General features: G+C 54.3%; 26 protein-coding genes and 1 tRNA gene. 14 read left to right on the top strand and 13 right to left on the bottom strand.

Translation table 11 applies throughout. From position 1 onward, the window contains the following. Nucleotides 1-293 (top strand): hypothetical protein (locus DXY10_RS01610; RefSeq protein ID WP_170955653.1); only part of this gene is annotated, 293 nt, incomplete at its 5' end. 171 nt (nucleotides 294-464) lie between these two features. Then, the gene (locus DXY10_RS01615; RefSeq protein ID WP_136988999.1) at nucleotides 465-644 is read left to right on the top strand and encodes a hypothetical protein; all 180 of its coding nucleotides are present in this window, start codon (nucleotides 465-467) and stop codon (nucleotides 642-644) included. 1,154 nt (nucleotides 645-1,798) lie between these two features. Here DXY10_RS01615 and DXY10_RS01625 read toward each other — a convergent pair. Then, nucleotides 1,799-2,062 (bottom strand): hypothetical protein, encoded by a 264-nt coding sequence (locus DXY10_RS01625; protein WP_115015415.1) that lies wholly within the window; start codon nucleotides 2,060-2,062, stop codon nucleotides 1,799-1,801. Nucleotides 2,063-2,383: 321 nt separating this feature from the next. On the opposite strand from DXY10_RS01625, the gene DXY10_RS01630 reads away from it, so the two are divergent. After that, on the top strand, nucleotides 2,384-2,821 hold the full coding sequence (locus tag DXY10_RS01630; protein ID WP_115015418.1) for a response regulator: 438 nt from the start codon (nucleotides 2,384-2,386) through the stop codon (nucleotides 2,819-2,821). Here the strand turns inward: DXY10_RS01630 and DXY10_RS01635 are convergent. Together DXY10_RS01635 and DXY10_RS01640 are read right to left on the bottom strand one after the other, a co-directional pair. Continuing rightward, nucleotides 2,805-3,992, bottom strand: coding sequence for a PAS domain-containing sensor histidine kinase (locus DXY10_RS01635; protein ID WP_115015419.1), 1,188 nt, complete (start codon nucleotides 3,990-3,992; stop codon nucleotides 2,805-2,807). The genes DXY10_RS01630 and DXY10_RS01635 overlap by 17 nt on opposite strands. Continuing rightward, nucleotides 3,982-4,365: a PAS domain-containing protein gene (locus DXY10_RS01640; protein ID WP_115015422.1), complete on the bottom strand. Its 384-nt coding sequence runs from the start codon at nucleotides 4,363-4,365 to the stop codon at nucleotides 3,982-3,984. The genes DXY10_RS01635 and DXY10_RS01640 overlap by 11 nt, the downstream gene beginning before the upstream one ends. A 77-nt stretch (nucleotides 4,366-4,442) precedes the next feature. Here DXY10_RS01640 and DXY10_RS01645 point away from each other — a divergent pair. Then, nucleotides 4,443-4,516: transfer RNA gene (locus DXY10_RS01645), tRNA-Pro, on the top strand. Between the two features lie 236 nt (nucleotides 4,517-4,752). Here DXY10_RS01645 and DXY10_RS14170 read toward each other — a convergent pair. Next, entirely contained in the window at nucleotides 4,753-4,959 is a 207-nt protein-coding gene (locus DXY10_RS14170; protein ID WP_136989001.1) for a hypothetical protein, read from the bottom strand. Nucleotides 4,960-5,013: 54 nt separating this feature from the next. Beyond that, entirely contained in the window at nucleotides 5,014-5,265 is a 252-nt protein-coding gene (locus tag DXY10_RS14775) for a hypothetical protein (protein WP_244281878.1), read from the bottom strand. Nucleotides 5,266-5,333: 68 nt separating this feature from the next. On the opposite strand from DXY10_RS14775, the gene DXY10_RS14780 reads away from it, so the two are divergent. Beyond that, nucleotides 5,334-5,528 (top strand): hypothetical protein, encoded by a 195-nt coding sequence (locus DXY10_RS14780; RefSeq protein ID WP_244281879.1) that lies wholly within the window; start codon nucleotides 5,334-5,336, stop codon nucleotides 5,526-5,528. A gap of 126 nt (nucleotides 5,529-5,654) precedes the next feature. Then, nucleotides 5,655-5,999 carry a hypothetical protein gene (locus tag DXY10_RS01655; protein WP_115015588.1) on the top strand — a complete coding sequence of 115 codons (345 nt, stop codon included), beginning with the start codon at nucleotides 5,655-5,657 and terminating at the stop codon, nucleotides 5,997-5,999. A gap of 577 nt (nucleotides 6,000-6,576) precedes the next feature. Here the strand turns inward: DXY10_RS01655 and DXY10_RS14385 are convergent. Then, entirely contained in the window at nucleotides 6,577-6,726 is a 150-nt protein-coding gene (locus DXY10_RS14385; protein ID WP_170955655.1) for a hypothetical protein, read from the bottom strand. An 850-nt stretch (nucleotides 6,727-7,576) separates the two neighbouring features. On the opposite strand from DXY10_RS14385, the gene DXY10_RS14390 reads away from it, so the two are divergent. Beyond that, on the top strand, nucleotides 7,577-7,717 hold the full coding sequence (locus tag DXY10_RS14390) for a hypothetical protein (protein WP_170955651.1): 141 nt from the start codon (nucleotides 7,577-7,579) through the stop codon (nucleotides 7,715-7,717). Between the two features lie 144 nt (nucleotides 7,718-7,861). Here DXY10_RS14390 and DXY10_RS01670 read toward each other — a convergent pair whose 3' ends face one another. Together DXY10_RS01670 and DXY10_RS01675 are read right to left on the bottom strand one after the other, a co-directional pair. Then, a complete protein-coding gene (locus tag DXY10_RS01670) occupies nucleotides 7,862-8,155 on the bottom strand; it encodes a DUF1330 domain-containing protein (protein ID WP_115015429.1) in 294 nt (97 codons plus the stop codon). A gap of 89 nt (nucleotides 8,156-8,244) precedes the next feature. Continuing rightward, nucleotides 8,245-8,457, bottom strand: coding sequence for a hypothetical protein (locus DXY10_RS01675; protein WP_115015432.1), 213 nt, complete (start codon nucleotides 8,455-8,457; stop codon nucleotides 8,245-8,247). 425 nt (nucleotides 8,458-8,882) lie between these two features. Here DXY10_RS01675 and DXY10_RS14175 point away from each other — a divergent pair, with 425 nt between their 5' ends. From DXY10_RS14175 to DXY10_RS01695, 3 genes are all read left to right on the top strand, one after another. Beyond that, the gene (locus tag DXY10_RS14175) at nucleotides 8,883-9,173 is read left to right on the top strand and encodes a hypothetical protein (protein WP_136989004.1); all 291 of its coding nucleotides are present in this window, start codon (nucleotides 8,883-8,885) and stop codon (nucleotides 9,171-9,173) included. 370 nt (nucleotides 9,174-9,543) lie between these two features. Then, nucleotides 9,544-10,533, top strand: coding sequence for a hypothetical protein (locus DXY10_RS01685; RefSeq protein ID WP_136989006.1), 990 nt, complete (start codon nucleotides 9,544-9,546; stop codon nucleotides 10,531-10,533). Between the two features lie 1,387 nt (nucleotides 10,534-11,920). Further along, a complete protein-coding gene (locus DXY10_RS01695; protein WP_115015591.1) occupies nucleotides 11,921-12,151 on the top strand; it encodes a hypothetical protein in 231 nt (76 codons plus the stop codon). 39 nt (nucleotides 12,152-12,190) lie between these two features. Here the strand turns inward: DXY10_RS01695 and DXY10_RS01700 are convergent, their stop codons facing one another. Next, nucleotides 12,191-14,299: a 4Fe-4S binding protein gene (locus tag DXY10_RS01700; protein ID WP_115015440.1), complete on the bottom strand. Its 2,109-nt coding sequence runs from the start codon at nucleotides 14,297-14,299 to the stop codon at nucleotides 12,191-12,193. A 69-nt stretch (nucleotides 14,300-14,368) separates the two neighbouring features. Here DXY10_RS01700 and DXY10_RS01705 point away from each other — a divergent pair, with 69 nt between their 5' ends. Then, the gene (locus tag DXY10_RS01705; protein ID WP_115015592.1) at nucleotides 14,369-14,752 is read left to right on the top strand and encodes a hypothetical protein; all 384 of its coding nucleotides are present in this window, start codon (nucleotides 14,369-14,371) and stop codon (nucleotides 14,750-14,752) included. Between the two features lie 12 nt (nucleotides 14,753-14,764). Here DXY10_RS01705 and DXY10_RS01710 read toward each other — a convergent pair whose 3' ends face one another. Then, complete coding sequence (locus tag DXY10_RS01710) at nucleotides 14,765-14,977, bottom strand: hypothetical protein (protein ID WP_115015595.1); 213 nt, start codon at nucleotides 14,975-14,977, stop codon at nucleotides 14,765-14,767. Nucleotides 14,978-15,397: 420 nt separating this feature from the next. On the opposite strand from DXY10_RS01710, the gene DXY10_RS01715 reads away from it, so the two are divergent. Next, on the top strand, nucleotides 15,398-15,850 hold the full coding sequence (locus tag DXY10_RS01715) for a Fur family transcriptional regulator (RefSeq protein ID WP_115015598.1): 453 nt from the start codon (nucleotides 15,398-15,400) through the stop codon (nucleotides 15,848-15,850). A 22-nt stretch (nucleotides 15,851-15,872) separates the two neighbouring features. On the opposite strand, the gene DXY10_RS01720 is transcribed toward DXY10_RS01715, so the two are convergent. Both DXY10_RS01720 and arsS read right to left on the bottom strand, forming a co-directional pair. Beyond that, on the bottom strand, nucleotides 15,873-16,331 hold the full coding sequence (locus DXY10_RS01720; protein ID WP_115015443.1) for a hypothetical protein: 459 nt from the start codon (nucleotides 16,329-16,331) through the stop codon (nucleotides 15,873-15,875). 27 nt (nucleotides 16,332-16,358) lie between these two features. After that, nucleotides 16,359-17,321: an arsenosugar biosynthesis radical SAM (seleno)protein ArsS gene (gene arsS / locus DXY10_RS01725; protein WP_115015445.1), complete on the bottom strand. Its 963-nt coding sequence runs from the start codon at nucleotides 17,319-17,321 to the stop codon at nucleotides 16,359-16,361. Nucleotides 17,322-17,520: 199 nt separating this feature from the next. Here arsS and DXY10_RS01730 point away from each other — a divergent pair, with 199 nt between their 5' ends. After that, complete coding sequence (locus DXY10_RS01730; RefSeq protein ID WP_179949416.1) at nucleotides 17,521-18,372, top strand: hypothetical protein; 852 nt, start codon at nucleotides 17,521-17,523, stop codon at nucleotides 18,370-18,372. Here DXY10_RS01730 and stpA read toward each other — a convergent pair. Beyond that, a complete protein-coding gene (stpA, locus tag DXY10_RS01735) occupies nucleotides 18,369-19,568 on the bottom strand; it encodes a glucosylglycerol 3-phosphatase (RefSeq protein ID WP_115015446.1) in 1,200 nt (399 codons plus the stop codon). The genes DXY10_RS01730 and stpA overlap by 4 nt on opposite strands. 347 nt (nucleotides 19,569-19,915) lie before the next feature. Here stpA and DXY10_RS01740 point away from each other — a divergent pair, with 347 nt between their 5' ends. After that, nucleotides 19,916-20,167: a hypothetical protein gene (locus DXY10_RS01740; protein ID WP_115015448.1), complete on the top strand. Its 252-nt coding sequence runs from the start codon at nucleotides 19,916-19,918 to the stop codon at nucleotides 20,165-20,167. Nucleotides 20,168-20,178: the final 11 nt, after the last annotated feature.

A 20,178-nucleotide genomic window follows, 5' to 3' on the forward strand; every position in this document is an offset into this window, starting at 1 on the left:
TGGTTGTTCGGGAGGAACGCCTGATGGACAAGCTGGAACGGTTTAAGCAGCTTTCTGACGCCATGCCGATGGCGACAAAGCTGGAGCTCTATCAGCAGTTTGTTTCCAATCCAGAAGCAGGCATCAACAGCATCATTGCTCTAGCCGCCAAGGAAGGGCTGGAGCTCAATCAAGCTGAGGTCTCGGAGCTGATTAAAACCATTGATGTCGATGAAGAATTTGATGACATCGAACTCGATGCCATCGCTCTGGTCGCCATTGCTGGTGGGAACTATGGAGATGGTGGCTGCTGAACGATTGGTTGGGAACGAACCAAGGACCTACAACGCGAATCCAAGGAGACAGTGCTCGCAGCACGCTGTATTGGATTGCAGGCGGCTTTGCCCTTCGACTTCTCATGCCGCATCAAAAGGCATAGTGAGCTGTTTCTGGTATCACTAATAAACAGCCCTAGGACCACGACCATGACTCAACAGCAATCAGAAGAGCAGCTATCAGAAGAGCTAAGCCAAGAAGAGCTAAAAAAGCTATCTGGTGGTGCTGCTCATAACCTGGGCGGGGATAAGAAGATAAACAAATTTGGCGGAAGGAACGTTGCACTGCTCTCGGGTGCTGCCAGCGTCTCTATACAGGGAACCTTGTAATTGACACTTCAGACCAAAATCTCTTTCCTGCTGTTGTGGGCCGTGGTGGCATGGCAGACCTCACTGACCGGTAGCGACAAGATGACGCGTGCTTGTTTCTTTCTAGGCCCATCCCCTTGCAGCCAAGGAGATCAAGCCAGGGGGCTTCTGTATTTAATTGCTGGCGCGAGTGCCGTTGGGATCTTGATGCGTAAAGACTGACAGACTGCTGGGGCTATACTGCTGCTATTCCAAGAAATCCAGACAGCGTCCATGTGGGCCTCCGTCTAGACGTAGACCAGCTAGCAAGGCTTGATGCATGGGCTAAAGAACACGGTGGTATAGACCGCACAAATGCCATCCGTACTGCGATTGAATTGCTGCTAACTAGTGGCCCTGGCACTGTGATTAGCCCCCCTGTGCCCTCTGGCGGCCCTGCAGTAGATCAGCCTGTCCGTGAAGCCCTACAGAAGCTGTTAGCCCGCGTAGAGGCCTTGAAGACCAATTACATGCCATGCAGAAGGTGCCCACACCAGCTACAGAGTTCTTGTCTGGTTTCTGAAGCGCAGAGGTAACCAATGGATCTCCTTCTAGCAGTTGGTATTCCCGCAGTACTGTTAATCGTCGGGACTATTCTTCTCTCCAATGGCAATAAAGAATTAAGAGACAAGTTGTTCCGGTTTGAGATGAGTGGCACGTCCTCTCAGATATGGACATTCGGCATTCTCTTTATGTCAGTCGCGTCCGTCATCATTTACTTCTTCAAAAAGTAAGCGGCACATTAAAAAGGTCCCGTAGGAGCTGTTGGAATGATTGGGTTTTGATGGTGCTGGGTGAAGTTGTGGATAATTGGTTAGGAAGGACCATTGGCGTATTCCCTATCAGTGCCTTCGACTACTCACGGGTCCGGTTTACCCTCTGATTCGTCCGCCTCAATAAGCGAAAGCTGCGGTGTGACCCACTCGAACTTTTCTTGAGTGGGCGCTAAGTCATTGAAGTCGTTGGTGAGGTCAGCGTCGGTCATAAGTCAGCAGTCGAAGAATAACCTGCTCCTTCCATCACTGCCGCCCATCTAACCTCCCAATCACTCCACCGTGGGCAGGAGATGACATCTCTCCAAACCAATAAAACCCCCCGCTCGTGGCGGGGCTGGTGATCGTGTTGGCAGCAGGTGATTAGATATCGTCACCACCAGGATCACCGCTGCCGGCGATGTTCTCCTTCAGGAAGGTGGTGCCACCAGGTCCAGAAGCCCCGCCGATACTCATCCTTACCTTGGCTTCTTGCACAACAGTGCTCCCCATTGACCCACCAGCTGCCTCCTGCTTCCACGTTGGCGCCCATTCGCTGCAACGCTTGTTGAGTTGCTTGCTTGCGTCGATCGCGTGGTGAAATGCGACGGGCTCACCCGTCTTCGCGTCGTAATGAGTGATCGCCATCTGGTTGGGCGCGGAGGTCGATTCAGTGTTCCGGCGATGGCCGACGCCACTCAGAGGCAAAGGAATGCGACGAACGACTAGGCCCTCAAATGTGACCAGATCTTCATGAAAACCGTGGCGGAACCCTAGTGATGAGAAGCCCGAGGAGATGGGGTAAGGGATCGTGTGCGGAAACTTTTGCGGAAACTTTTGGAAATTGCTCTAGTGGTGGACAGGCTTTTGAGGGATTAGCGACCCCCTTTTAACCGGCTGGTCCTGAGTTCGAATCTCAGGCGACCCATTTCCCTCATCCTTCTGCTTGACGCTCCAGATTGCGCCAGGATGGGAGTGTCTTTCGGTGATTGCGCCGTTCCTGTGGTGGAGACGTGTTCACAGACTGAAGCTGCTTCGGTTGCCGTCGTTGACGATGACCCTCGCCTCCGTTCTCTGCTTGAAGAGGAACTCCAGGATTTGGGCGTTGATCCCTTGCTTTGCGACAACGGTGCTGCGCTGATCGAGCTGCTCTCCAACCAGCGGGTCGACCTGATTCTGCTGGATCTGATGATGCCAGTGATGGATGGCTTCGCTTGTTTGGATGCCTTGCGCGACCAGCACTATGCCGGTCCGATTGTTGTCGTCACAGCCCACGGGGACCCAAGTTTTCGCAGGCGTGTTTTTGCTGCGGGTGCCTGTGATTACATCTTGAAGCCAGATCTGTTTGAGGTCCTTCCATTGCTGTTAAAGCGCCATCTCCAGGGTTCCCCTACCGAGGCTCAATGAGACAACCCTGCGCTTTGCCGCTGAAAGGAAGGCTGAGAACGATGCAACCGCCCTGCCGGATCGGTCCCGGCCTCGGGGTGCGGAGCTTCACCTCCACACGTCCTCCCATTCCTTGCATCAGCTCGTTGACGATCGCGAGCCCGAGTCCTGAGCCTTCCGGTCTGCTGTTAGAGCGGTGTTCTTCCAGACGCTTGAAGCGTTCGAAGATGCTGTTGACTTCAGCCTGCTCTGTGTCAGTAAACCCAGGCCCAGAATCCTCGAAGAAAATCAACACGGTTTCAGCATCTAGCCTGGCGGAGATCTCTACAGTCGCTTTTTGATCACTGAAGTGCAAACTGTTGTCGAGTAACTGATCAAGAACAATGCAGAATGCTTGTCTGTCTATCTTGGCGTAGCGGCACTTTGGGTCGAATCGAAATTTGATCCTTGCTGCCTTCTCTTTCGGTAAGGATGTTCTCCATTCCTCTAAAGCTTCTGATAGGGATGTCTCCTCAATTGCCCAATTGAATTGACCAGTATCCAAGTCTGAGAGAAGCATCAGCTTGTCAACTAGCTTGCACACACGTCTCGATTCTGATGTTGCAGTTTCAAGATTTGAAAGCACTCGTTTGTCGTTCTGAATGATTCGACTTAAACGCTTGAGGCTGCCCGAAAGAATGGCCAAGGGTGTGCGCAGTTCATGGGCGAGCGCCTGAATGAAGATCCGTTGTTTCAGCAGTGCTTGCTCTATCGGATCGAGATCACGAAGGATCAGGAGAAGAAAGGGTTCTCTGAGGTTGGTGATGTGTCTCCACAGCAGCAGCGACAGAGTTTGAGACGTAGAACCGGATTGATCTTCATTGTTGGCGATGAGAAGACGTTCTGTACCATCGCCATCTTCAAACCGATGACAAGGATGCTGCTCAGAGTCAGCTGGAAGAAGCTCACCCTTCAGGCTGTAAAAAGGGATGGCTTTGCTCAGTGGTTTGCCGAGCAGAAGTGCTGTCATTCCCTTGCTGCAAAGGTCAGCTGCTTTTTGATTGGCCCATCGGATCGTTTGTTTGTGATCGAGGATCAACATGGCTTCGTCAGTGCTGTCGAAGGCCACCCGCAGCAATCCAAGTGACTGCCGCATCTGGTCTAGAAGGTCCTGTTGGACGCTCTCCTGTTTTTCGCTGTCGTCAACAGGCATGGGGCCCTTCCAGGGGGCGCAATGTTGCGGCAAAGCTCCAGTGATTATCGGTTGTTTTTTCAGCAACTATGAAATGTTCACTGCGCACACTGGTTCCATCACAGCAGATAGTGATTAGTTCCAGAGGGTGATTCACCAGCTTGGATGTTTCCGTGAGCTTGAAGCGTGAGAAGCCACTGTGATGTTGCTCTCTGAATTCCTGAGGAAGGATGGCACTGATCGACTGACCGATCAATTGCTCATCCCAGCCATAGACATCGTGAAAGCGTGGATTGAACTCCATCACCCGGCCTTCCGCATCTGCGCGGACAAACGGAAGGTCATGCCGCTCACGCAAGGCTGCAACGGCTCCTGGGGTCCACTCGCTGGCCATCGAAGGACTGCAATCCTGCTCAGGCTAGGGAGGGGAAGGGATTGCGTCTGCCTGCTGACCGCTAAACTCTGTTGCATCGGGGTATAGCGCAGTTTGGTAGCGCGCCTGCTTTGGGAGCAGGATGCCGGGGGTTCAAATCCCTCTACCCCGACTCCTTCAAATGCCAGTCAAAGACTGGATTCTGAGCCGCCTTCCCAAGGCGGCTTTTTATTGCTCGCAACCGCGTGTGTGGTCAGGGTGTGGTCAGGGCGCAAGACCATGCAGCGCTCACCACACAATTGTTCCTGCAGGTGCTTGTACGTAACGCGTGACGGCTAGCGTTGGTTTGCTGATGAGAGAAAGCGCTAAGGGCAGGGTTCACCCCCAGTCATTCCTTTTCGCGGCCTCTCAAGGCTCACCCTTTTTAGTGGGCTTTCCGTACTGCCATCGAGGGAAGGCTGGCTGATGGCGTCGGTTCTGTAAACCTCCCCCTGTGCGATGACGCGCAAACAGGACCGATACGCCGACAAGGCTGCCAATCAAGCCCGCGTCAACGGTGAAACCATCACCGCTGGGCGGAACGTTCATGAGCTCCTCGAACTTTTTAGAACTCACGAAAGACCTGCTGATCACTTTCGGGGAGTTGCCCGTCACGCCAAAGAACGGCGTCTAAATGGTGTTCCGCTTGGGCTTCAGCACCTCTGGCAGCGCTGCAGGGGGTCTGTAAATGGGCTTGAGGTGTCCGCGTTGCACCGCCAAATTCAGGAAGCCGTAAAGCTTTTGGCGGGAGATCTGACGCATTCTTGAGCCCTGTTCCCATGGCGCCAGGCATTGCATCGCTAACGCTTCACCGTCAACAGGTGGCTTGCCGTCGAAGGCTTTGGCGCAGTTGCGCAGCACAGGTCTATAAACGTGTTCCACTTGGTTGGGCCAGGGTTGGGCACAAACGCCTGATATTTCTCGATGAACTGGCTGAAATTCAGCCTCTGGTGACGGCTGGAGGTATCGGCGTTCTGTGCAGCAGCAGCAAGGGTGATTTGCCCACCAGCCCAGCGCTTGAAGATCTGCTGAATGCGGGGCAGGGCTTTGGTGGAACCTTCAAGGGTCCAGGGCTAGGGCAGGAAAACGCTGCCTATCCCTTTGACCTGCAATCGCGGTCACTGTTGCTGATGAGGGGGCTTTAGCCTGCTCGATGCTCAATATCTCACAGGTGGCTCCCACTAATAGCAACACTCAGGCAAATGTTTTTGCCTGAGTTGCCTGACAAAAGGCCAGTGGTTGATCAGGCTGAGCTTTTCTGGGGCCTCCACATGCTTCGACCCTATTCCGTAGCAGCAGCAGTGTTTGCTGCTGCTCAGGTGTTCACTTTTGGTGCACTGCCAGGCAAAGCAGCTCAAAATTGCGGTCCTGATGCCCGTTGGGTCCAGACCGGCGCAATGCTGGGTGCTGGTTACTGCAAGCCCAAGCACCGTAAAGATCATTTCGTCTGCGCTATTGGTTACCACTACGCCGGCAAAGGACGGTGTGTCAGAAATGGTCCTTGGTGGACTGGTCGTAGACCCGTTGAATGGGGGCCTTATTACGAACCTCGCAATAAATCTGGCAGCATCACCTTTGAAGGACCTCACGGCGGGCAGTTGAAGCTCAAGTGGTGAGCATCAATCCGCCGCAAGCCTGACTTCGCTTGAAACAGCACCACAGTTCCGCGGCGGTGCTGTGGTCTTTTCTAATCAGCACCCATGCCTCCAATCAATCGATATGGAGGCATGGGGCAACGGGTGCAGCTTGAGGCAGAAACAGGTTTAACTGAACAAGCGGGTCATCGCTTCTTTGTATCACAACTATCGTGACTCCTCGCGAGAGGAAGCGTTCGATGCAGCTTGGTTTGACTGTGCACTGGCGGTCATCTTTTTATAACCGTTAGAATTAAGAGAGTATGAGTCAAGCAAGTGACAAAGCTCGGCGAAATTCAGCTTAAGCGGATTCAGCAGCTCAACCCTGCAAATAGTTCCTATCTGATTGATCTTGAATGGTTTGCTCTTCCTTTGTGGGATCCAATGACTGCTGATCAAGGTCATTGCTTGTGTTGATTGGTGTGAGTTGATTTGCTGTATTTTGTTCGTGTTGATCTTGGTGAATGGTGTTATTCTGTTCGCCAAAACTTATCATGATTTTGAGTCAATGCCCTGATTCAGCCGCACAGGGTTTATGGAGTAATACCTTATTGTCTCTTTATCGATCCCAGATGCTGGTGCAGTTCTCCTTTTCGTATTGACGCCTATTTTCTCTAAAACTTAATTCCTGTTTGGCAAGTTGCTGACTCGCTGCTTCGACCACCTGCTCGTCATCGTTGGAGGAGATGATGAAACGGTTGATCGCCATGCTTCTTCCAAGCCTGCTCTGAGCAGCTTTGATCAGATCACAATGATTGGTGTCATTACTGTGGCTCGCTACTGGCACGACGATGGCTCCCAGTACAAGCAGTGCTGCAGTGATGGCTGTACGTCTCCCTTCGGCTGGATCAATACTGGAACTTGAATTCACGTTGGCTTGTCTCATTCGATGGCCTCCAGTGTCGTTCTTGTTAGCAGCAATCTCTGCCAGTTTTAGTTCTGCAATGGCTCACATGTTGATCACTCTTAATCCCTAAGCCTTTCACTTTGTGGTTTCATCTGACTCAACATCACTTGTTGTGAACACCAACGCAGGGATCCTGTGCTCGGCCTGAGGGTAAATCTTCATCATCAATCATCCCACTCAGAAACAGTTCGCACAATTCTGCGGGATTTCGGCTTTTGACCCAGCCCTCGAAGCCGTCATCGTCAAAGGCTCTCGCAGACGTTTGTGACAACCCTGAAGCAAGAAGCCCGAGACAAAACAGCAATGCAGCTCGTTGCATTTGGGTTTTTTGCATCACTAGCTCATGTCTAGCAATCCTTCCCGCTCTCCCCCCCCCCCCCCCCCCCCAGCTCAAGCTGGTCTTCACCTCGACGCGCATCAGGGGGCGTCAGTAATGTCAGTCACGGATTTGGGATCAATTGGAGCCTCACTGCGAGCATGACCATCGATTTGATCTAATGTCCTGAACAGGGCCTCTCCGTTGTGTGCTTTTCGCTTCAGATTGTGCTGTTGTTTCTGTTTCCATACTTGTCATGCCTTTCGTCGAAACCACAAATGGGTGTCTAACATTTGACATGCATTGCACTGGATCATGATCAGTACTGTTGCCTTCATGCTCGGTGAGCTTGAAATCAGCAATGTCACCGTGCTGTTTCTGGCGGTTGTTTCGCTTGTCTTTGTTGGCAGCTTTGCTGTTGTGTCTTGGCAGACAGGTGAATTGATTAAACCACCAAAAGATGACCAAATGGATTGATTCCATAGGTGATTTCATATTGGTAAAATATGCCACTAGCTATTAATGCGCTCTTGTCTCCCTGATTCTGTACGATACCTCTTTTGTGCAAATAAGCTTTTGGTGCGACAAGGGCGATCTCCTGATCGCCCAGCTATCAGCCACTTAATCATTCAGCTCTTCGGTTATGGTTAGGCTTAGTTCGGAGTAAGGCGTTCTGAGTTTGATGAGCTCTTGGTATTCCTCAGATTCATAAGCATCGATTGCGTTTTCTTTTGAGTCAAATTCTACAATCACGTTCACCGTACCTGGGCTACCTTCTCTTACGTCACTGCTAAGGTCTCGGATCAAAATCCTTGCATTGACTGTCGCTAGCCAAGCTGTGAACTTGCTGATGTAGGGCACCATGCCCAGCGGAGTGTGAATTGTACCGGTGCACACCCAATACCCTTTCGGCATGAATCAAGCTTGAAAACCTGACCTTCTCACAGATTTGCTGACTTGTCTTGCCCCTTGTTGCAGATACCAATGATGCCTCAATTGCCTTTTCAGCCTAAACGCTGTATGCCGCTGTTCATCATCTCTGTGTAAGTCATGGCCCGGGCTGCTTTCAGCCTGTCGTCTCCTTCTGGCTGCGCTAGAGCCTTCTCCTCTTCGGAGCGCATCTCGATTTCCATTCCCTCGGGTTTCTTCCCCGTCATCTCGTTGGAGCGCCCATCTCCCACTGGCTTGTTCTTTCCCTGATCTTGATCCTGACTCACCTTCGCCTCACTGTTGGCATCCGATTCTTGTAGTGTGCCGGACTGATCGGGATTTGGCCTTTTCTGGGTCTGTTTTTCAACCTTCTTTGCGCCATCTCATGCTCCCAATGCTGGTTAACGGCACTGAGGACCAGATTTGAGCATTGATACGGGCTCTCATTTCTATGTTTCAAGCCTTGCATTGCCTCGTTTGTCTCCTTCTTGGCTTCCTCGGTCATGACGATCATTCGTTCCTGCGAGACTCCGTTTCTTGTTGGCTTGTCAGCCCTTTCGTTGTCTTGGGCGACGTTGTTCTGTCTTGCTTCGCGTTGGTTATCCCTTTTACTCTTAGGGTCTTCAATCGTCCTAGTGCCTCCCTGGGGACCTATCTATCGTGTTTGAACGTGTATTGACTGTCGATTTCGTCAAGCACAATTGCGCTCTGCTTGTTGCTTTTATCTGTATCATGGATCACAGTTTTTACTCAACTTCATCGATGCGCGAAGTTCGGTAAAGATGCTCCTCGCTCTATTGGCTTTGAATTTAGGTTCTGTGAACTGAATTCCATCACCATGTACAAAATTGGCCAAATAGCCCGTAAGAAGCAAAATGCTCATCTTGAACATTTAGCGCGTGAAGCGGAGCATCGAGCTAATCAGGCAAGGGAAGATTATTTTCAGGAGCGCTATCGCTCAGTCGCAAACGAGGTGCAGGCATTTAGTGACTGCCTGGATTGATTCCAGTTTAAGCCTCTATTCGCAACGTCTCTCTCCGTCTCATCATTGGTGTTTGTGGAGCTTGTCGTTCTCTGCATACCTGGAACCGCCAATATTTGTGCTTCCCTCTCTTGTGTCTTGCAACCCTTGACCTGCGTTGGCTGGGCACCCTTTCGACTCTCCATGGCGGCGCTCGTTATTCTCTGCGCCCTTCTCCTTCATCCAGCCTTGCGTGCGCTGTTGCGTTGGTCTCTGTCAGCGCACTCCCTTTGCTCTGCATCCCTAATCGCCGCCATTCCGATTGTTTCCTTTCATCTCAGGCGAGCATTTTTGATCCGTCCACTTTGTGTGAATACTTAGGGCTAGGCCTTCTTATTCAATGTCGATAGACTTGGCTCGATTTGTTGTAGGGGTTTTAATGTTTTTAGTTCATAACTCGCCAGAGCAGGCTTCTCTTCTCGCCTCAGCACTGGTGCAGGTGCATCGTCCTGACGGTGTTTGGTATGCCCCTTCCCAAGCTGACTTGGCGCATTCGTTGTTTCTGAAGCTTCTCGGTGCCGAGATTGACTTCAATTCTCATCCTGGTCTTGCTCCAGCTTTTGTCACTACAAGTTTGAACACTCCTGGCGAGCGACAGGAGTTACTCGAGCTTCTCATCGCTTTTGAGATGCTTTGCAACCCCATCCCTGCAGCATTGGCTGATGATATTGACACCTGGTCTGAAACCCTTGACGTTCAAAGTGACTGTCTCTTGATGTCACGAGACTTGGCCCGTAATGCGATCGCGCAGGCGACCTCTGATTTTTATCGATTAAATTGGATTGGCAAGGGTGATCATCAGGATGATCCTGCCTTTCAGCACCTTGTGCAACAGTATGGTGATCATGCCTATGGGTTGTGTGTTGAAGCAGACTCAGAAGAGTTTTCTAAATGGAATCAACTTCAGTTTTTGCCTCCATACAGTCTTGGTAGAAGTCTCTGGGAGTTCTACCAAGCCAGAGGTTTTAAGCTTCCTGGTGAGCTTGGAGCTGGTAACGCTGCACTGGCACATCATGATTGGATTCATTTGATTGCCGGTTACGACACCACTCCAATTGGTGAGTTGGAGGTGACATCGTTCATGGCCTCCTCCAGTGCCTCGCCTGGAGCAACGCTTGGATTTATAGGTGCAATTTCTATCTTGGAGACTGGTCTTCTTCATAGTTTTTATGGTGCCGACAAGTTTGGCTTGGCCCTTTCCTCTGGTGATGGAATTTCCAGAGTCGCAAGCGCCATTCAGCGAGGTAAAGCCTGCCTTGTTGATCCCTTGATCGATTTTGACTACTTCGCAATCGCTGATCTGCCTCTGCTCGATATTCGCAATCAGTGGTGGGCTGTCTAGCGATCACAGCATTTGCGCCTTGTCGCGAGATTGAATCTTTCCCCCAGCCCCTGCTCCTTCATTCTTATTTGAATGGCTGCACTGCAACGGTGTCCCAATGTTCCCATCTTGATGGGGCAATTCCGACCTGATTCATGGTTTCTGCAATTGTTTCGCTTCACGGATACGTTTCACGCTTCTGTCGTGCTGGCCTTTTCCTCCCTAGCCCACCTTTTCTGGTTGGTCATGATCTGGCCGTTGTTTTGTCTCAGGCTGGCTCCTGCAAGCGAATCTTTGTTTGGGCTCTCGACGTCAGCACATGCTGTGGTGATCGCTACTCCTTGACTAATGGTGCTGTCCAGGAATGGTCGACTAAATCTGTTGATCGTTTATTTGTCACGAGTGACGCCCATGTGTGATTGCTCTTCAGATTGGCTCAGATCCGTACCAGAACTTCTGGTTGTGAGCACGATCACGCCAACCATTGATCTAAGTCATCCCTGCTCAATGGCTTGAACCAGAAACTAGGCACCTCGGGGTTTCAACCTCATCGTGCTGCGAGCCATGCCTTCCAAGCCTGCCAGTCGACACCTCGGCTTCGTCCTTTTTGGTGTCAGTGCATGTTTCGCTATTGCTGCCCCTGCTCTGGCCGCTGATGGTTGCGGAAGGTTCCATCGCTTTTCGTACCGCCTAGAACGTTGCGTCCTTCGTCGCGACGTGGGCCCCCGCCTGGTGCCGGCTGCTCCTCGTTATCGGCCTGGCTCTGTTCGCTTGGCCCCGACTTCCCCTCCTGGCATTCTTAATGGTCCGCCTGGGTATCGTCGCTATCGACTACCTGCGCGGCCCTTGATTCGTGTTCATTCGCCTTTGATGCGGATCTCGCTTTGAAATGTTGTTTGCAGGTCCAGTCGTCGCGGTTTCCCGTTCAGAGCCGATGGTTTGCGTCTCACTTGGGCTGTTCGTTGAGCGTGCTCGTCTCAACCTGCCCTAGTTCGTCTGATTCAGGCACTCTCGCTTGCGCTTCAGGTTGCTTCTCTCGGCTCAGAGCACCCATAAAAAACGGCCCCCCTCAGAGCCGTTATGTTTGCTCAGGAGCATTTCCCTGTTTCCAGTGTGTGTAACAACCCGAACATCCGCCAGGGGTGAATGACTCATTGCATGAGCTGACTCGCTGAGGTAAACGAAGCTGTTCCTTCTGCCGAGTCCATCTCGCTTTGCTTCTTCGTGGCCCTTGATTGCTGATGCGGCAGCCCCCCCTGGGGATTATTTTTCTATCGCCAATAATCGTGTTCTCTCTGATAGCCGATCAGGATTGGTTTTTCGTTTCCGAGGCAATTTTCTTGCACGCCATTGGCCTTCAGGTCTCTCCCCTCGCTGGCTTAGCGTTGAATCGAATCAGGCGTTTGCCATGACTGTTGCCTCTGCACCCAAGGCTCCAGTGTCTGAAGACACGCTCATTGATGCCTTGCGTGGTTGTGAGAACTTGCAGCAACTACTCCTGCTAAGAGATCAATTGGCCAAGGATCCTTCTAATCCTCAATTGTTCGACTGGGTCTGCTCCTTGCTTGTTCATCGCAGTGTTTCTCGTGGTCTTGCGGCCCGAGTTCTGCAGCAGCTTCATCATCATCCCTTGGCTTGAGGATTTGCTCCCAAAGCGGGTTGCCGCCTTGGTGCACGATCAGCTCCCAACGAGCCATCTGCCGCAGCCCGCAACAGCGGTCAGCACCATGCAGGCTGCCAACCAAGCTTTGCGTTGGTTGCACAGCATTCGTCTCAGCACCACAACACTGCCGAGAGCTCCCACTGTGACGACTGCACTCTGGCAGAACCGGATCACATGGGGATCAGCTTGCCAGTTTGGCAGCCCCAACGGAGGCAACGCCTGTAGGCCCTCCATGCTGACGGGTAGAAACATCCCCGCCTCCCTCATCCCTATCGGTAGATGGGAGGCCAGCAACAGTGCCCACAGCACTGGTAAGAAGCCATAGAGCGTGTGTTCTAGGCGTTGTTGGTTGATGATCATCCGGGCCATGAGATAAACCGCCGCCGGTAGGGCAAGGCTGAGGCATGCGATTGCTAACCGCGGTAGCAGAGGTCCACTTGTGATCGAGCTTGGCGTTAGACCAGTCCAGTCCCACAATTTCTGCCATTGCTGTAAGCAGATACTCCCGGTTAGGACCAAGACCAGGCCAGGTTCACCGTTGGGAATCACCATGTCGCGTTGAAGGTCGGCAGCAGGTGGCCGGATCGCTAGGCGTACGGACCGATGCGGACAGGCCTGTGCGCAGGTCATGCACAACACGCAATTGCGGTTATCGCGGAGATGGGCGGGATGGGTCCCAAGTGGGCAACCTGATGTCTGTAGTCCCTCCCCTTCAGCGGGCCCTCCTTTGAAACAGGCGTAACTGCTGCAATTTCCGCTGCAGACTCCGGCTTGGGCGCGTAATTCCAAAATGGACAATTTGGCGAACAGCCCGTTCATGCCACCGATTGGACAGAGATAACGGCACCAGAAGCGTTTTTCGAAGCGTATCGATCCGATCACGGCTCCTGCTGTGATTAGCAGCAACAGACAACTGCTGAGTTGCCCGTTCTGAGGCAAATCGCAGAGGCTTTCCCAGAGCAGGATGAGGGCAAATCCACCGGCCAGCCATCTTGAACCCCAGGCATCGTGATCACCACGTGGCCATGGGGATGGGGTCCAGCCCAACCGCCGTGCCAGCTTCTGGCTTAGTTCACCCCAAACCATGAACGGGCAGAACGAACACCACAACCGGCCCACAACAGGAAAGCTGAGCAGAATCAGTGGCCACCACCAGGCCCAAAACAAATTGAGTGCTCCGTTGTGATCCCTGTCTTGGGGGCCAAACCACAACCAAAGATTGACCAGAACAAATAGCCAGCTCACGATTCCAAAGAGCAGGAGATTCCAGAGCTGAGGTGCGCGCATCCAGTTGCGCAACTTTGGTTTCCATGCCCACAGGTCAAACCGTGAATGCTGTTGCCTTGGTGACGTCCAGAACACGTCCTCTGGCAACGCCTTCGGACTGTTGCCTTGGCGACGCACTTGCTGGAGTGCTCGCTCGACCAACGCCTCGAGCTCGCGCAGATTGTTCGGAAAGTCATGGTTCTGCAGTTGTTTCACCACTGCAATCGGCAGCTTGGGTGGCTTCTTCCAGCCCAGGCGGCCACTCTGTTGTCGGATGCCGTAACGCAACCAATCTCCGAGATCCTGACGTCGTACCCGTAGTGGTGGCACTCGGATCAGCTGCGTAAGCGGTGACAACTCAGGGATGGCGCTTTCGGCGGTTATCAGCAGCCGTCCCCGAAAAGTCTGAGGTTTGCGCTCCAGCCCGGGAGATTGCCATCGGCCATTGGCTGCCATCTCCACAATCTTTTGGCGCACAGGCGCTTCGAGCTGTTCGAAGTTGTCGATGAGAAGACTGCCTTCGCCCACCAGCTCCAGAAGCGGGACCGGCTCATGGTCCCCTTGCCGCCCGAAGAGCTCACTGCCATCACTGCGCATCTGGGCCCCGTCCACGCGCAGCATCAGTTGATGCCTTCGTTTGGATCCAAAGTGAATCAGTGCTGCGAGGTTGTCTTTCTCAAGCCCCGGTTCACCCACCAGCAAAACTGCCTGGGGATGGCGATCCGTTGAGGCCTCATGTATCGCCTCCCTTAGTCGTCTTGCCTGCGGGCTATTGCCGACGACACCGCGGCGGGGCCTGGCCACTAAATAGGGGGCAAGCCGCTGAAGTGTTGCATTGCCTCCTGCACTGGTACTCATGATTCAGCCTCGAATGGCCAGCTTTCGCATGTCATGGCTATGGAGTGAGTGGCAACCGCCATCTCCACCATGCCTCGATTCTCAATCGCAGCCCTGCTGATGGTGGTCAGTGCCGCCGTCATGCCGGCTGCCCTTGCGCAGCCGCGTGGTGTGCTCCCGCTGAGTGCTGGGCAACCCATTCTCGAGGCCGATGCTGTGTTGCTCGCTTCAGGTTGGAGGCCCCATCCCCAGCAACAACCAATGGCGTTGGATCAGCGTCGAGCTGGTGTGCCTCTCTCCAGCCTTTCCGCTTGTTCGGGCACTGGTTATGGCTTCTGCCGATTTGATTACCGACGCAATGGACGTCAGCTTTCGGTGGTTACGATTCCAATCTCGCAGCGTTCAAGTCAGACCAGCCAGCTTGGCGGCGTGGTGAAGCGCTGGTGGGTCGAAACAGTGCAGAGCCGTCGTTAAGGCGGTGGGTTTTCAGCCGATGGCAGTGGTCAGTCGAACGGTGCCCCACAGATCGAAGACGCAGAAGATCACACCGATCACGATGATGTCCCAGGCTCGATGACGCACTGCCCATGGGGCGAGAAACAACTCGGCAATCCCATGCAAGGCGGTGCCAATGGCAATGTGCTCCAGCACCAGAAGCCCATGGGCAAGCAGAAACAGGGCACTGGCGATGCATCGCATCAGCACGTCCCAGGATCCACTCGAGGCTTTCGGCAATGGACCATCAAGAGTCTCAGCACCTTAAGCCGACTGGCCGAAGGGATTCAACCTCTCTTGGGCATCGGCCATCTCAGCAGTGTGTGTATGAGGCGCCCATTGCTGCTTAGGTCCAGCAGGCGACCGCCAGGCAGCTGACTGCGTCCTAGTGGGCACGCCTGTAGTGCCGGAAAGGCGCAAAGCGTGGATGGGCAAGCCAGCAGCGTGACATCGCTGCGTTCAGGCATCTAGCCTTGCCAGTGCTGCAATGCCGGACGCTGGCGAACCCATCCTGATGGTGTGCTCACCAGGTGCGGGTCACTGAGCTGGACAACACGCATGACCTGCAGGGCTGACGGGCGCTCTCATTAGTGGCTACTCTTGAGAAGACCATATCGAATGACGATGGCAACGAGTTCGTCTTCGACACCGGTTCAGGAGCCCCTTCAGCAGGGATTACATCAGGACGGTCGCCGTCTCACTCCCCAACGGCTGCGCATTCTGGATCTCTTTGAGCGCATGGGCGCAGGTCGGCACCTCAGTGCTGAAGACGTGCATCAGCAGTTACTCGAAGGTGAAGCGAAGGTTTCACTGGCAACGATTTATCGCACCTTACGGCTGCTGGTGGACATGGGTTTCCTCCAAGAGCTGGAACTGAGCGAGGCCGGCCGCCGCTTTGAGCTTTCCTCTGCGGATCATTGCGATCACCATCACCTGGTCTGTATCCGCTGTGGTCGCACGGAGGAGTTCGAAAGTGTTCCTGTGATCTCTGCAGGCCAAGCGGCGGCCGATCAACATGGTTTTGACCTGATCGAATCGACCCTGAACGTCAGAGGGATCTGCCCAGACTGTCGCTAAGTGTCTCGGTCGGCCTGATCCGTCAGTCAGTGCCTGGATGGTGTTCGCAGGGCATCCAGAGATCTCCCATGGCATGCACCCCTTGACAGCCGATCTTCTTCGCTTCCTCTTCGGCCTGTTCCCGACTGGGGTAGGCCATTGATGGCTCTGACTTCTGTGCCGATGTTGTGTGGTTGTGCAATTGGTGGTCGTGGCTCTTGCTTCCGTCGAGTTGCACCAGCCCCATGCTCACCGGGCCCGCCGTCCAGATCCCCATCGTGTTCACGCCGACGGCCAAGAGGCCCATGCCTACGACTGAAAGGTTGATCACGCCCATGGCGACAACGCCAATGGAGACAACTCCCATCGGCACGACACCGATACAAACCACCCCCATGGGCACGATGCCGATGGACACAGTGCCAAGCGGGGCGATGCCGATAGCGAAGCGCTTGGGCTTGCTGCCGCAGTGGGCAGGTCCTGTGTCTGCTGATGCGCTCATCGAGCCAGAAGGTGGTTTGGGATGACCCTAGGTGGTATTACTGCCTCCATTCAAAGCCCCCCCACAGCTGGAACCGCTGCCGGCGGTACAGCCGAAGCAGTGTTCGGCGACGGTGATCGCCTGGTGCTCTAGCTCTTGTGCAGGGATGCTCAACAGATTCTCAAGGGTTTGAACATTGCCGCCGCAGGCGATCCCGAGTTGCTGATTGAAATCACAGTCAAAGAGTCTCCCCTGCCAGTTCACGCTGATCAGGGACCTGCACATCACCGCCTCGAGGTTCTCCGTCCGGAATGACTGGCGCAGCAGCTCCCGATAGCTCTGCAGCTGATTGCTCCGTTCCAACTCTCTGGCGAAGCGTTCGATCGCCATGTTGGTGATGGTGAGCAGATGGTTGAAGCGGATGCCGTGGTCGCTTAGCAGTGCCTGCCGGTAATGCTCTTCAAGCTGATTCTGGGCCGGTGGAAGCTTGGGACCGGCTGGGTTGTACACCAAGTCCAGGCTGAGGCCTGTGCTGGGGTCTCCGTATCCGAGCTGATTGAGTTGGTGCAGTGCCTCGAGACTGCGCTCAAACACCCCTTGGCCCCTCTGGTCGTCCACCCGACCCTTTTCGGTACAAGGAAGGGATGCCACCACATGCACGCTCTGGTCGGCAAGGAAGGCTGCTAAATCGGCCTGCCCCGGTTCGTTGAGGATGGTGAGGTTGCAGCGGTCGATCACCTCCACTCCAAGCCGGCGTGCGTCTCGAACCAACTGGCGAAACAGGGGATGCAGTTCCGGTGCGCCGCCTGTTAGGTCCAGCACCTGCAGGTTGAGATGTTCCAACACGCGGGGGATCAATGTCACCTGCGATTCGGCCATCATCTCGGTGCGCCAGGGTCCGGCATTGACATGACAGTGGCTGCAGCTCTGATTGCAGCGGTAGCCGAGATTCACTTGAAGTGTTCTCAGAGCTCCTCGCGTCAGTGTTGGGAAGGGCGCTGTGGTGGTGATGCAGTCGGTAGACGTTGGAGAGACGCTGATCAGTGGTAGGCCGAATCAGGCCTCATTCTGAGAGATCATTGCCACGATTGACGTTGACAGTGGTGCCGGCAGCCCCGACCCTGACCACAGGATTTGTTCTCACGCTTTCATTCGAGTGCGGCGACGTTGGCTGGCTTTGATAGCGCTGACTTCAGCGGTCTTTGGTGCCGTGGCTGCCACCCTCCTGTCAGCACCGTCCTGGCTGCAGCAGTCGCCCAAGCTTCCCTTGACAAGCTTTGGCGTCGATCCCTCTCCGGATCTACCGCCAGCCCCTTCTCCCAGTGAGATCGCGGTTTTTATGCCTGATCAGTCCCTCGAGATTGAGAGGGAGGACGGCAGTGAGCTCACCATCGCCTATTCCAGCGTGATCCTTGATCCTCGTTGGATCGACCTTCACTACTACGAAGGCTGGAGCCGGGAGTTTGATGCCAACACGGATCCTGAGGCGCTGCTCTTTTTCACTGGACCGACCTTTGAAAAAGGCCATCCCGATCAACCTCTCGGCATGGTCCTCCATGGAGACCTCAAGCTCACCAACCGACTGATTCGAGCTGGCAACCGAGCTGCTGCCGCTGGTCGTGCCTTCATTGGCATTCGTCACGACGGCACACTCACGTTTGGCTTCGGGCCATTCACCGCTTCAGCCGCAGATCACTTCCGCCTCTTCATCGGTGGATTGCATGCCTTTCACCATTCCTTTGAGACCCCACCGGCTGACTACAAGGGTGTGTATGGAGCCATGACGATGGCCGATGTGCGCATCGTCTACGGATTGAGAAAGGACGGTCGACTCGAGGTGGTGGAAACTGCTGATGGTGTGCTGTTCCCTGATTTGCGTTTGTTTGTGCGTGCCAAGGGTTTTCAGGCGGCCTATCTGCCAGACCATGCCTCGAAGTCGCGTTTGATCGTTCCCGGTCAACGCCTCTGGAGTGAGGAACAAGCTGAGTGGGTCAGCGGTGGGAAACCATCGATCACAGCGCTGCCATTCATGCTTCGGGTGGTGGCCCGGTCTACTCCCTAGGTGCGTGTCGCCAGTTGTTGGAACCAGGCAACGTATTGCTCTGGACCTCCTGGCATGAGCAGATCGAAATGGAGTGGATCCTCTGGATCGCTGATGCCAGTAAGGCTGTTGTTGGAGAGGCTAGGGCGATCGACTTCACCGCCGCTGCTATCCACCAGAACCACACGGTTCGGTTGCCTGTAGCGCACACCGATGTCCTGCAGAAGCATCAGGAAGCCGCGATCACTCCCTCCACGAAGCCAGCCGTTTCCCTCTGCGGTCGGGGTGGACGTGACGGTGTCACCGACCCCGACAAGCACTGGCATTTGCTCCTTGGGAATGGCCTGCTCACAGAGGCTGATCAACGCTTGATGCTCTTGTGGTGCCGTTCTCACATTGAAATCATCCCCAAGCGGGGCCTTGCCCGTGCGGGCGGCGATGTGGCGATTGAGAAGCACGAGCAAGCCTGCTTCCTTGATCGCACCGCGCAACATGAATTGGATGTCGGTAGAACCCACATCACCTTCCTGAGCTGGTTTCAAGCGTTCCTTCCCCTCAGCATCCCGACCTAAATTCGGGGCCACATGGAGGAAAAAGGCATCGCTTAGACCCTCCATCGCTGCGAGCGTGAGGAGTTCTTCCATCAGGTCTTGCAGCATGGCCTGCAGGGCGCGTTGCAGCTTGACGTCATCGCGGCAAAGGCTGAATAGTCCGTTCAGATTGATGGTGGGAGAGACCTGGGTGTCGAGCACGGCCTTGCTCACCTCTGCCTGCAATTCTTCTCCGGTGAGGGACGGCATGAGGGCAGGTAGACGCTGGAGAAGACCTGCTTCCATGCGTTTGGGTAGATCCGCCAGAAAGGTCATCTCTGCTTCGCTGACGCCAGGGTGCGACAGCTCTCCATGGCTGTTTTGAAGTTGTACGCCACCTGCGGCGAGTCCCGGCAGGTAGAGGCCATCACGGCCTGGATGCTGAGTCTTGCCAAGGGCTCGCTCAACTAGCCGATTGACTCCCCGTTTGCCCTCATGTTCGCCATTGGTGAGCACAGAGAATCGGCCTGCCATCCGCGCCACGGCTTCCACATAGCTCCGCTTGATGGTGCGCGTCAGAGGGTCCTTGACCAGATCCATGCAGACCCCATCGAGGTCCTGAACGATCAAGAGGTTTTCAAGGCCTGAAAGCTCATTGAGCAGCTCGTCAGATGTCAGTCGTGGCAAGGTGTGTCGCGAGGTAAGAGGGGCTCGTGTCTAGCGTTGCTCAGCCTGGTGGTCAATCAACACCACCAGTGCATGGATGCAGAGTCAGATCCTGGCTGCCGCAGGGACCCTACGGCAAATGGCCAGGTTGCTCAGACATTGCCCAATGGATGACATTGATCACCAACGCCATCAGGGCACCGCTGGAACGCATCAGGAGGGCTGAGTGAGGTCGGCGGTGGAACCCTTGCTGATCACCTCTGAACGGTCCGGAGCTAGGACCTCAAGACGCTTCGGCTTGGAAAAGATTTGATCTGATTGGATTGCGAAGATGCCACTGGCAAAATGGTGGGCGTCACAATTCAGCGATGGCTGGCTTGCCTGATTTCAATAGTTCCGAAGAGAAGCGGGCCCGGTTCGGCAAGGTCTTCGCTCCTCGGGTTGAGAAATTAATCGAGGATCTTCAGGCTGTGGCCAAGACGGCCAACCTCGAGATTTATGAATTCGACGATGCCTTGGTGAAAAAGCTGTTCGTTGAGCTGGCGAGGCGTTTTCGGCTTACCGCGCATCGCTTCGGCATTGACTTTGAGATCAGTGTTGAGGGTGAGCCGGTGGAGTGATCCCTGTTTGC

The sequence above is a fragment of the Synechococcus sp. UW140 genome (assembly GCF_900474295.1).
Classification (GTDB): domain Bacteria; phylum Cyanobacteriota; class Cyanobacteriia; order PCC-6307; family Cyanobiaceae; genus Synechococcus_C.